A 12,323-nucleotide genomic window follows, 5' to 3' on the forward strand; every position below is an offset into this window, starting at 1 on the left:
CTCAGTTCCCCTCCACGACGGCCAGGATTTCACCACCGGCAATCTGCAACGGCTGATCGTCTGAACCGATCAACGTGCACGGCTCGATCGTCGCCGCCATCGTTTTTTCCTGCATGTTCATCGATCCAAAAGTGACCGAGACCGGGCGACCGATTTCATTCCGCGCGATCGCCGCCCCCGGCTCGGGTTCGATGAACAGATTACACGGCAACGACTTTCCCGCGAGCAAAGCCACCGTTTCAACGGTTGTGGTGCAGTGCAGAAAGACGGCCGGGGCAGAGGTGCGTTCGGCGCCGGGCGGATAGCTTGTGATTTGCAGCGAGTTTTTGCGACCGTCGCCGACCACATGCATGGTGACGACGGCTTGATCGATTTCGATCGGCTCGGCAGTTTGGATCACCATCCTGCCTGTTTCCGGCAATTCCTCCTTGGCCGTTTCAACCAACGCATCGGTCATTTTCTTGCTCTCCTTGACCAGGTTCTTGCCTTCCTTTTGAACCGAGTCGGCAAGATCCTTGAGCTTCTCTTTCGAGCACGCCGACAGAGCCGGTACGCAGAGCATCAGCAGCAGTAACGGGACGCGTCGAGCCGGTCCGCATGAAACGATGGGATTGGCAACCCGCGTCGATCCGCGACGGCGGTGGGCGGACTTGGCGTTCATAAAATGCACCGGGGAAATCAAGCAGCGTCTGAGCACAAGCCGGATGTCCTGTTTGCAATGCGGCAAAAGGAATTGACTCGAGAAAAACGCGCCAAAGACAAGTGTTCCTAACAGATTAGCAGAAACGGAGGCTGCTTGGATTCTTGAACGCATCTGTTGATGCCGCCGTCGCGTGGACGTGATTGCGCCGCGCTATTTTCTACAAGCAGCGGAGTTCGGTACCGACACGCAGCAACAAGCGTCCGTTGGCGTACGCAGGCGTCGCCCCGACCGGTCCGCCCAGATTGATTTCGCTCAGTTTTTCAAATTGTCGTGCCGCACGAAACACCGTCGCCTCGCCGTTTAAATTGATGACCAGGACCTTGTCCCCCAAGAGAATCGGCGACGCGCTGAAGGTCCCGCCGATACGACTGGTCCACTGGACGTCGCCGGTGGCCACATCAAAACAGGACGCGATGCCCTTGTCGTCGATGGAGAACAGCATGCCGTCGTGCACGATCGAGGTCGGGACGTAAGGGGCGGCCTTTTCAATCCGGTAAACCTCTTGTGGCGTGTCCGAATCGTTTGCGGGCATCCGCACGGCGACCAGATGGTTGCCGCCGCCGCCGCTGCCACTGGATCCGATCGCCAAGTCACCCGCGACGATCGGCGAACTGACGCAGCGCATCTTGAAGACCGGCAGTCGCCAAAGCATCTTGCCCGTTTCAAGCGACAGCGCATAAATGCCGTCTCCGGTGTTGGCACAGATCACTTTGCCGTCGCGGATCACCGGCGTGCCGTAACAAACACGCGTCGAGGTCACGGGCGTTTGCCAAATCGTTTCACCCGTCGAACGATTCACTGCAATGATGCGACTGGTGCCGGGCTGGCCGCTTTCGACCCGTTCGGCCTGTTGTGAAAAATTCAGCACCACGACGTCGCCATGAACGGTGGGTGAGACGCCGAACCCGTGCTGGCTTTGCGCCACGCCGAAGTCACGCTGCCAGATCTCGTTGCCTTGATGGTCCAAACATCTCAGCCACGTGTGCCGGCGGTCGCTGTGCGCGATGTAGACGTATTGGCTATCGGTCGCCGGCGTGCTCGAGGCCAGTGTGTTTCGGTTGTGCAGATGATTCTTCGCTTGCGGGAACTCACGCGACCAAATGGCTTTGCCGGATTGCAGATTAAACGACATCAATCGAATCGTCTGCTTGGCCGGAGACATCGAGAGCAGATAAACGCGTCCGTTTTGAATCGCCATCGAACCGACGTCGCGCGTCTGCAAATCGACGGTCCACCGATATGCTTGTTTCTCCCAGCCCTCGGGAAGCTTCGCCTCAGGAAGCACTCCGGCAATCCCCAGGCCGTGAAAGCCGGGCCAGTCGTCGGCGTGTACGGGCGCGACGCTGCAAACGAGGGTCAATCCGAAGAGGCAGGCGAGGACGTGTTTGGCGAGACGGCGGATCGGCTGATCGCCGTCAGATGCGACCAGGGAAAGCGGAAAGGCTGGCATGGAGGGACCGTTCGGTGGGACAGGGTGGCAGGGAGGCCGAGTGGATGGAACCTGATTTTAACCAGATTTTCAGCCCAGCGGGCAACCCTGGGACACATCTTCCGCGAAATCCTTGGCCGACGACCGCGGTCGCCCGTCGTCTTGTCAGTGCAACGGCGTTAACGCCGAAACAAGCCGTATTTGACGATGCACCACAACGCCCCGACCCCGTCACGCCAACCAATCTTCTTGCCCTCGTCGTACCAACGGTGCTGATAGCGGATCGGCCGCTCGGTGAAACGCAGTCCCAGTCGTGCCAGCCTTGCGGTCACTTCAATCTCGATCCCGAATCGACACTCCTGCAGATCGGGCATGATCTTCTGCAGGTGCTTCCGCGGGACCATCTTGTAACAGGTCTCCACGTCACTCAGACGAATGCCGATCGCGATGCTTGCCAACAGCGTGATCAACCCGTTGACCGTCTGGTGCCACCAGGGGGAAAGCTGGCGATCGTAGTGACCGTAACGGGTCCCGTACGCCACGTCGGCCTCCCCGGCAATCAACGGTTGCAACAGGTAGCGAAAATCAGACGGATCGTATTCACGGTCCGCGTCTTGAATCACCACGATGTCTCCGGTGGCTTGTGCAAAGCCGCTGCGAATCGCCGCGCCCTTGCCACGGTTCTTTTCGTGTGCGATCACGATGACGTCAGGGTCGTGCTCGAGTGTCGACATCGCTTCGAGCGTTCCGTCCTTGCTGCCGTCATCGATCAAAATGATTTGCATCGGCAAGCCGGTCGCGCGAAGACGGTCCACCACCGAAGTGACCGTCCCGCTTTCATTGAACACCGGAACGACGACCGACAACAAGAATCCTTCGGGTAGCTCAAAGATGGCGAGTTTACGACAGGCGTCCTTCCCAAGTTCGGCGTGCATCCGGCGAACATAGTCGGTCCCCCAGAACGAGCCGGCATCGGTTTGGCGATCGGTATCATCCGAAGCAACCATGCCGAACCGGTTGGGTGGATGGATCGGCGATTCATCGGCGGGATCGTGCATGAAGTTGACTGAGAAACGCGAAGCAAACCGGACACCTTGAGCAATGTTAGTCGATCCAACGTAGCTTCGCACTGACTTCTTGAGCAAGCCATTGAACTGGAAGTGGTCGCTAGGATTTCAATCGGTGTCGCGCACAACACGAATCAACACGAACGCAATTCGGTTGCATCCGCTTCGAAAAAAAAATCGATGTGTTTCGTCTCGTAATTCGCGAGACTTTCAACGACTCTGCTTCACTACACTGCACAGACGTCAAACTTTGTTGTTGACATTCCAATCGAAGGTCGCCACATTTCTCTGACGCTCGCGTTGTGGAAAAGTTGTTCGCGACGTGGCGTTTGCTTTTTGACTTTTCACCACTTGCACGGGAGACGTTTTGTCGTGACTCGACAAACACGTTTGCGAAATCTGATTTCGCTTTGTGCTACCAACCTTAGCCATTGGTGCTTAGCCACTGTCGCTTCGCCATGGTGCGGTCGCTACGGCCTGCCGACAGCGAAGTTCCGGCGCCTCCAACGGGACGCCCCCTTCACGTTTCATTACCCACCGCGAGCGATGGCGCATAAGACGATCATCTGAAGTTGACGAAGGACGCGTTGGCTTCGGAGCAGCCTCACCGGATGTGGAGGCTGTTGATTCCTGGAAGACGGCACCGAGAGGGACAGCCGGCAAGTCAGACCCCGGATTTGCGACAGGGAAAGTAACTTCCAATTTTGTCATTGATAATCTGTCGTCCGGATTTCGGCTCAGGATGTGCCGTCCCGGAAGGCAAAATGACAAAAACTGGGCCGACCCTCATGGAAGAGGGAAGGCCTTTTTTTTCGCGCCGACGCCGATGGTCATCGGCACACCCGCGTGAATCACGCTCGCCCGGAAAGTTCGTGCAGTTCTTGAAAGTCACCCTCCTGACAGGAGGGTCGAGCGCAGCGAGGGGAGGTCGAGCGGTGAATCACCACTTTCACTTCAGTGTGATCCGATCCCGTCAACGCACAAAGGCAAGCTGTCGCTTCGCTGCGTTTGGCTCTCCCAGGAAACATTGGTTTCGATACATCTCTTACGCGTCAGATCTGACCTGAGTGGATGGTTTCGGCCAACGCCCGTTTCCAGCCATCGCCTGGGTTGCACAAAATCGCCGTCTCGTGCCACCCCTAAATTTCTGCCGAATCGATTCTGCGATGGGCCATCGATGAGCATGGAGCGGTTGGGCATCAAAAACACGCTTGACATCAGCCGATTCGCGCAAGCGTTCGGGCCTCGGCAACCGCGAAGAGCCCGTAGCACGAAGGGCCCGTAGGCTGGCGCCAAACGGCTGATCCCAAGAAGCCCCCCAGGGAATTGAAACCGCCAAAATCCTTCGAATGAATGCATGTTTCAACGGAGAGATTTTGCGCAGCCCATCCATCTCCTAAGGTCCGCTTCGAAAATGGCACGATGCCCAGGGATGCGAGCCAGCCGACCGGCGTTTACTCCAGTTCTTCTTTCGCCTTCGCTTCGAAATCGCCTGCGACCGCCTTGACCAGTTTGTCCCAGTCGATGTAGTTGCGAATCGCGTCATTGACGCTTTCAACGCTGGCCGATTCGATGCGTTCGTCGTGTTCGGCGGCCGCTTCCATGGTTCGATCCAGGAACATCGTCTGGATCAATTCACTCGCCAGCGATCCGTCATTGGCTCGGCGGACCCGCTCGGCTTGCAAGTAGGCCGACTTCGCCTTGGCCAATTCGTCTTCCGTCACGCCGTCTGTTCGTAACCGTTCGATCTCTTCACGCATCACTTCCATCAATCGGTCTTTGTTTTCCGGATTCGTGATCGCGTAGATCGTCAAATCAACCCGGTCGTCTTTTGCGCGTGCGCTCAAACCGCTTCGCACCGTGTACGACAGGCCTTCTTGTTGCCGGACGCGATCGGCCAAGCGACTGCTGAGCCCACCGCCGCCGAGGATGAAGTTGCCGAGCACGAGCGGTGCGTAGGCCGAATCGGTATCGGCCAATTCCATCTGCAGCGACGAATAGAAGAACGCATTGGCTTTGTCCGGCGTGTTGAGCGTCGCAAGCGAACCTTCTGCATCCGCGTTGGCCGGGCGATCGACGCGGACGTAGGGAACATCGGATTCCCAGCCGGCAAGCATTTCTTCGACTTGAGACTTCACGTCGTCGGCATCGAAATCGCCGACGACGGACAGTTCGCCGACGTTTCCGCCGACCAACTCGTTGAACAGCGACTGGACCTGTTCGACTGTCACGGACTGGTACATTTCGATTTCTTCGTCCAGCGTTTGGACGTAGCGAATGTCATCTTTGCCGTAGGGTGAAATCGCCCGTTTGACCGCTCGGGCCGCCACCGCGGTCGGCTCGCTGGCGCTTTGTTGTAAACCCGTGACGACTTGGCGTTTGATCACTTCCAATTCTTCGCCACTGAGCCGCGGATGTCGAAGGACATCGCCGATCAGCGCGATCACGTCGGTCAGGTATTCACGTTTCGTCTTCAGCGATAGTTGCAGCAGTCCGGGGGTGCTGTAGAGCTGCATGTCGGCTCGCAGTCGTGTCAGTTCATCTTGCAGGGCCTGGTAATCGAGCGACTCGGTACCGCGGGCCATCAAGATGCCCAGCAGTTCGACGGCGCCCAAGCGATCGATCATCGTTTCGGCGGTCCCGAAACGTAGTGTCAGGTACAGGGAAACCGATCCCCCACGTGTCTGCTTGGGCAGCAGGGCATATTCGATTCCATTGTCGAGCGTTCCACGCAGCGTCCGCGCTTCGATCTTCATGGGATCGGGATCGAATTGCTCGCCGGCCTGAATCACTTCGCGTCCCTTGTAGTCCTTCAGCTTGGCCAACAGATCCGGCGACTCAGGGATTTGAACGCGTTGGGCATCATCGCTGGGGATGAACAGTCCGACGGTGCGGTTGTTCCGGACCAGGTACTTCTGGGCGGCCGCTTGGACCTGTTCCGCATTGAGTTCTTCGACGATGTCGCGGAACAAGAAGTAGAGTCGCCAGTCACCTTGGGCGGCCCATTCGCTCAGCGAGACGGCCAGTTTGTCGGTGTTGGCCGCTTCGAGTTCACGTTGCTTCAGGATTTGCTGCTTGGCACGCTCGACTTCTTGTTCGGTGATCGGATTCTCCGCGAATGAATCCTCCAAGATCGAGATCAATTTGACGCGAGCGTCTTCGATCGAGTGGTCTTCCGGGACTTCGGCGATCGCCATCAACAATCCCGGTTCGGCAAACGCGTAGGCGAGCGAGTACACGTTGCTGGCGATCTTGGTTTCGACAAGGTTCTTGTAAAGTCTGCCGCTCGGCTCGTCTCCCAGCACGATCGAAAGGGCTTTGACGGCGGCGAAGTCGGGGTGGCTGCCCGATGGGATGTGATAGGCCGCTCCGACCAGTTGCACGTCGCCGACGCGTCTTAACACCACGGTTCGTTCGCCATCCTGGGGCGGCTCGGTGGTGTAGGTCGGATCGATCGGGATGTCCGGCGCGATGAGCCCGCCGAAGGAATCGCCGATCATTTCGATCGCTTTGGCTTCGTCAAACTTGCCCGCAACGATCAATAGAATGTTGTCGGGACGATAGTACTTGCGATAAAAACGTCGCAAATTCACCACCGGCACCCGTTCGATGTCGCTGCGGTTGCCGATCGTCGATTGCCCATAGTTGTGCCAATCGTAGGCCGCCGACTGGATTCGCTGCATCAAGACCCGGAACGGCGAATTTTCACCCCGCTCGAACTCATTGCGAACCACGGTCATTTCGCTTTCCAAGTCTTCGCCCTTGATGAAGCTATTCATCAATCGATCGGCTTCCAGCGACAAGGCGAATTGCAGATTTTCCTCGCTGGCCGGCAAGGTCTCGTAGTAATTCGTGCGGTCGACCCACGTGGTGCCGTTGAAATTGGCCCCCCGCTCGGTCAGGTCCTTGGGGATCGAAGGGTGCGCCGGGGTCCCCTTGAAGAGCATGTGCTCGAGCAAGTGCGCCATGCCGGCTTCACCGTAACCCTCGTGGCGGGAGCCGACAAAGACTGTCATATTGACCGTCACGACCTCCTTGCTGTCGTCGGGGAACAGCAGCACGCGGACGCCGTTTTCGAGCTTGTATTCTGAGATGCCTTCGATTTCGGTGACTTTCATCAGTTCCTGGGGTGATTGATCACCGTCATTTTCGTTGGTTTGGGTCGACGTTTCGGCGGTCACACTTTCTTGCCCGGCCGCCGGAACGGACAGCAGGGACAGTGCGACGACACAGGACGCGGCCATGGGGCAGATGATTCGCTTCACTTTCAGACTCCGTCTTTTCCAGTTTTCGTGGGACCGGCATGTCGCGATCGCATTGAAGTGTTAGTGACAGTATTGTATCGAAGGCACCGCCCGGACATAGCTGGGGCAGCGTTGGGTCGCCACAGCAACGAAAGACCGGAGGGCTCGCGCCCTACCGCTAACAAAAACACACCCTAAAGGTGTGAGCGGAACGGCGCGAGCCGTCCGGTCGCGTTTCAAAAACACCGTGAAAGACCGGAGGGCTCGCGATCTACCGCTAACAAAAACACACCCTCAAGCTGTGAGCGGAACGGCGCGAGCCGTCCGGTCGCGCCCCAAGAACACCTCGCTTGGCGTCAGAGTCGCTGCCGGGCGCCCGTCGACGGGGGCAGCACTCCCAAGGAAAAAAACAATGCAATCAGAATCTCAGAACGATTGGATCGATGTGGCGAGTGCCGCTGATCTTTCCGCCGGCCAGGCGTTGGAGGTCGTGGTGGGGGAGCACGTCATCGCCATCTTCCGCGACGCGGATTCGCTCTACGCGCTCGACGGCCTGTGCGCCCATCAAGGCGGCCCGGTTGCCAAAGGTGAACTCTCCAAAACTGATGCCGGCAAGACTTGCGTGACCTGTCCGTGGCACGGCTGGCAATACGAACTGGCCACCGGAATCCAGACCGTCAACCGCCAGCCGCTGCAACGCACCTTCCCGGTACGCGAGCGAGACGGCCGCGTGGAAGTCCAGATCTAAGCCCACCAATGGCAGCGCGAACCCACGGATTCTTTTGCACCCTGTCATCCGTGGGTTCGCGCTGCCATCCGTGGGTTTTCTTATTAGTGGTTCGCTCGCTTATCTTGCTGGAGTGTTTCGTCAAGATTGATTCGATTGCACGGTGATCTCGCAGGAATGACTTGAGAATTGGGTGGGGACGCGTCAGACTGATTGGCGGTCTGATGTGATCCTTTCGTTTTCTGACTCCATTTATCACGGTTGCAGCCGAATGTATTCGCGTCTCTTGCGACATCCACTCGCTCCTCTCGCAGTGCTCGCGACTGCATTCCTGTTCTTGGGGGGGCTGTCTCCGAAGCATCTCAGGGCGGAGTCAGCCGATCGACCCAATATCGTTCTCATCCTGGCCGACGATTTGGGGTTCTCCGACTTGGGCTGTTACGGCGGTGAAATCCAGACGCCGAACCTGGATGCGTTGGCTGAAGATGGATTGCGGTTCACCCAGTTCTACAACACCGGGCGCTGCTGGCCGACACGCGGATCGATGATGACGGGATATTACGCCCAGCAAATCCGTCGCGACTTTTTGCCAGGCGTTCCGAGCGGCGGTGGCAACCGTGGCCTGCGACCCGATTGGGCCGTGCTGCTGCCGGAGATGTTGTCTGAGGTTGGCTACCGATCCTATCACACCGGTAAATGGCACATCGACGACACGCCCACCAACTGCGGATTCGAAAAGACATCGCTGAACCAGACGGGGCGCTATTTCAAGCCCAACAACGGCCCCAACGGAAAACCCATCCGGCCGCTGCGGTTCGACGACGAATTTTACTTGACCAGCGCGATGGCTGATGATGCGATCGAGAACTTGAAGGAACACGCCGAACAACATCCCGATCAACCGTTCTTTCAATACCTGGCGTTCACGGCGCCGCATTTCCCGCTGCACGCGCTGCCGGAAGACATCGCGCTGTATACCGATACCTACAAGAGTGGCTGGGAAGCGATCCGCCGCCAACGTTGGCAACGCATGCAAGCCATGGGGCTGTTGGATCCCCAATCGGCCGATCACCTTTCGGCAGTCGAACGAGACTTGGGGCCACCGTACCATTTCCCCGAGGCGTTTGAAATCCTTGGCGAGGGTGAAACCAACCGTCCCGTGGCCTGGAATCAGTTGACGGAGAAGCAGAAACAGTTCCAAGCGACCAAGATGGCGATTCATGCAGCGATGGTCCACCGTATGGACATTGCGATCGGACGTGTCCTTGATCAGGTCCGCGCGATGGATCGCTGGGACGACACGATCATCATGTTTCTGTCCGACAATGGCGCGAGCGCCGAGATCATGGTCCGAGGCGACGGGCATGATCCGGCCGAACCGCCGGGGTCGGCACTGACCTATCTGTGCCTCGGCCCTGGTTGGTCCACCACCTCCAACACTCCGTTTCGCCGCCACAAAACATGGACCCACGAGGGCGGCATCGCGACTCCGTTCATCGTCTCCTGGCCGAATCGAATCAAAGATCACGGTCAGTTTCGGCGTGACCCCCAACACGTGATCGATGTCGCCGCAACGCTGCTGGACTTGACCGGCGCGACGCACCCCGACGATGCCCCGCCGCCGCCGGGGACAAGTTTTCTCGCTGACTTGGATGACGCGTCTTCCGCGGACGAGCGGACGCTTTGGTGGTACCATGACGGCCACCGGGCGATCCGACGGGGACGCTGGAAAGCTGTGTCTCCGATCGGTGAACCGTGGGAGTTGTACGATCTGTCCAACGATCGGATCGAGTCGGTCGATCTTGCCTTGCCGCATGCCGAGAAGCTGGCCGAGTTGGTCGCGGCATGGGAACAGCAACTCCAGGATTCGATCGAACTCGCCACAAAAAATCTTGCTGACGAAGCCCGCGGGAAGGAAGCTCGGTGGAATCGCCAATCCGACGTGATGTCCAAGGCCCAGCAAGACGGACGCATCAAACGCACCCAAGTGCTACCCAACGGGGAAACGTTCTTCGTCGCGGATCGGCATGCGTTTTTGATGAAACCCGAAGCGCCGGCAAAGTCGAAACTCGGCAAGCCATGGATCTTTTACGCGCCCGCCTTGTCGCGCTATCCCGACGCGCATGAGTCGTGGATGCACCAGCAGTTCCTCGATGCCGGGATCGCCGTCGCGGGAATCGATGTCGGCGAAGCTTACGGAAGCCCCCACAGCCAACCGTTCTTTGATGCCTTCTACGACGAAATGGTCGCGCGGGGCTACAGCACCAAGCCGGCCTTGCTGGGGCGCAGTCGAGGCGGGTTGTACGTCAGCCGGTTTGCGATCGAGCGTCCGAAACGCGTTGCGGCAATCGGCGGCATCTATCCGGTCCTTGACTACACCAGCTATCCCGGTGTGGAACGCGCCGCCGCGGTCTATGGCGTTTCGGCGGATGAACTTCAACAGCGACAGGATGAGCTAAACCCTGCTAAAAATCTGAACGTGATCGCTGAAGCCGGCATCCCCGTTTATCTGATTCACGGAAACGACGACCGCGTGGTCCCGATCGATCGAAACTCTGCCGTGCTGGAATCCGCTTACCGGTCGGCCGGGAATGCGGATGCGATCACATTGGAACGTGTCGATGGCCAAGGGCATAATTTCTGGGAAGGCTTTTTTCGCAGCCAGAAGTTGATCGATTTCTTGATCACGAAGGCCAAGGGCGACTGAGCGGATCGGCTTGCATCATCATTCCTTTTGTTTCGCGAGATGTTTTGCCAATTCGATCAATCAAACGCGTTTGTCGTTGTCTTGGTCGGCTTGCTTCAAAATGGTTTTGGCAAGTTGGCCGCTGACCGGTGACTCGAAAAACTCTGCTTCATCGTCACGTCTCACACGTTGGCGAGTTGACCGGTCCGTCCTGAGTAGCATCCTTTGGCGAATCTCACGCACTTTTGCATGAGCGGGAGCAGCGTGGTGACCGCCCCGTTCATCTTCGTTTCCAAGCCGATCACGATACTTTGGAACGCAAGTCGCTCAGCGTAGAGGCTGTTGATGAGAGCATTATTCGGGTCGGTGCAGGAATCGCAGACGGCGCATCCCGATTGGTGAAGCCAGTGAACGTTTTGCAGTTCCAATAAAAAGCCGGGTGAAAACTCAGCGAATCGTTCATCGTAGGCGGTCTTGTATCCACTGACGTGTCCGCCGCTGTGGAGGTCGACGAGCATGGCGATGGGGGTCCCATCGAGCGTGAGTCGGCCGAATCGGATCGAGTCCTGTTGTCCGAAGCGATCGACCATTTCCAGAAAAAAGGCAAGTGATTGACTTCGGCAGGCCAACGCGGTGCCCTCGCGCCCCTTCCAGCCACTGGCTTCCAAGTCAACGAATTGGTGTGCCCATTGGTGAAGATCCTCTGTGCCCCCTGAGTGTTGGAAGGCGACTTCGCCTTCCCCCTGCAACCTGGTGAGAAGTTTCCTGGCTTTTTTTCGACGGTTCTTTGACATGCATTGGCGGAGGTACACTTCGGCGTCTCCGCCAGGCTCCACCGCCGCCCGCGAAAAACGATCGCGGTTGAAGATCGAAAGTCGGTTTTGGACTGCGGTGCTGCGAAGGACCTGATCAAATTCCGGCGCGGCCGAGACGGTATCAAAGGCCATCAATCGGACGCCATTTTCCGAGAGCGAAGCAAAGATCGCGGCGAGTGCTTCACCGGCGCAGTCGGCATCCAACAACGGGGTGGAGTCGAACGCTTCATCCGGGCGCCACGCGTGAACGCAATGGATCGGCAAGCGATAAAACGCTTGTTTCACCAGGGGCATCACCCCGTATATTTCTGGCTTGTCGCCATTCGCACGCGTCCCTTCGACTACCAACAAACGCGCCGACGTTTCCGACCGGTGCTTCAAGAGCGGAATCAAAAACTCCGGCTCGTAACAGGGGTTTCGCCACGCACAGCGTTCGACCAGCCGTCGCCAGGCCGGGACCAACGACTCCAGTGCGCCGGGATCGTCGATGATGCGTCCGCGTAGCGCTGCTGTCTTCGTCTCACAACACGGGGATGGCGGAGAGGATAAAAGGGTGGCCATGGCAGACTCGATGGAATTCCAAACGGATGACTGCCAACCATACGTTGCAAACTTGCGACATCGCTGCACTGCGGCACTTCACCCACCCAAG

The 12,323-nt window shown here is 58.1% G+C and carries 7 protein-coding genes; 2 read left to right on the top strand and 5 right to left on the bottom strand.

Features of this window, described 5'->3' with window-relative positions; all coding sequences use genetic code 11:
• Position 1: 1 nt before the first annotated feature.
• The 4 genes from NZK35_RS21975 to NZK35_RS21990 form a co-directional block, all read right to left on the bottom strand.
• Positions 2–661 (bottom strand): hypothetical protein, encoded by a 660-nt coding sequence (locus NZK35_RS21975; protein WP_259634672.1) that lies wholly within the window; start codon positions 659–661, stop codon positions 2–4.
• A 199-nt stretch (positions 662–860) separates the two neighbouring features.
• A complete protein-coding gene (locus NZK35_RS21980; RefSeq protein ID WP_259634673.1) occupies positions 861–2,153 on the bottom strand; it encodes a PQQ-binding-like beta-propeller repeat protein in 1,293 nt (430 codons plus the stop codon).
• 158 nt (positions 2,154–2,311) lie between these two features.
• On the bottom strand, positions 2,312–3,190 hold the full coding sequence (locus NZK35_RS21985; protein ID WP_259634674.1) for a glycosyltransferase family 2 protein: 879 nt from the start codon (positions 3,188–3,190) through the stop codon (positions 2,312–2,314).
• A 1,463-nt stretch (positions 3,191–4,653) separates the two neighbouring features.
• The gene (locus NZK35_RS21990; RefSeq protein ID WP_259634675.1) at positions 4,654–7,464 is read right to left on the bottom strand and encodes a M16 family metallopeptidase; all 2,811 of its coding nucleotides are present in this window, start codon (positions 7,462–7,464) and stop codon (positions 4,654–4,656) included.
• Positions 7,465–7,855: 391 nt separating this feature from the next.
• Here NZK35_RS21990 and NZK35_RS21995 point away from each other — a divergent pair, with 391 nt between their 5' ends.
• Both NZK35_RS21995 and NZK35_RS22000 read left to right on the top strand, forming a co-directional pair.
• Positions 7,856–8,191, top strand: coding sequence for a Rieske (2Fe-2S) protein (locus NZK35_RS21995; RefSeq protein WP_259634676.1), 336 nt, complete (start codon positions 7,856–7,858; stop codon positions 8,189–8,191).
• Between the two features lie 292 nt (positions 8,192–8,483).
• Complete coding sequence (locus NZK35_RS22000; RefSeq protein ID WP_259634677.1) at positions 8,484–10,877, top strand: sulfatase-like hydrolase/transferase; 2,394 nt, start codon at positions 8,484–8,486, stop codon at positions 10,875–10,877.
• 161 nt (positions 10,878–11,038) lie between these two features.
• Here NZK35_RS22000 and NZK35_RS22005 read toward each other — a convergent pair whose 3' ends face one another.
• Positions 11,039–12,232 carry a GNAT family N-acetyltransferase gene (locus NZK35_RS22005; protein ID WP_259634678.1) on the bottom strand — a complete coding sequence of 398 codons (1,194 nt, stop codon included), beginning with the start codon at positions 12,230–12,232 and terminating at the stop codon, positions 11,039–11,041.
• Between the last annotated feature and the right edge of the window lie 91 nt (positions 12,233–12,323).

The sequence above is a fragment of the Stieleria sedimenti genome, assembly GCF_025060895.1.
Lineage (GTDB): Bacteria > Planctomycetota > Planctomycetia > Pirellulales > Pirellulaceae > Stieleria > Stieleria sedimenti.

Coding starts and splice junctions, on each gene's coding strand:
- NZK35_RS21975 (WP_259634672.1), bottom strand. CDS start 661: ATGAACGCCAAGTCCGCCCACCGCCGTCGCGGATCGACGCGGGTTGCC.
- NZK35_RS21980 (WP_259634673.1), bottom strand. CDS start 2,153: ATGCCAGCCTTTCCGCTTTCCCTGGTCGCATCTGACGGCGATCAGCCG.
- NZK35_RS21985 (WP_259634674.1), bottom strand. CDS start 3,190: ATGCACGATCCCGCCGATGAATCGCCGATCCATCCACCCAACCGGTTC.
- NZK35_RS21995 (WP_259634676.1), top strand. CDS start 7,856: ATGCAATCAGAATCTCAGAACGATTGGATCGATGTGGCGAGTGCCGCT.
- NZK35_RS22005 (WP_259634678.1), bottom strand. CDS start 12,232: ATGGCCACCCTTTTATCCTCTCCGCCATCCCCGTGTTGTGAGACGAAG.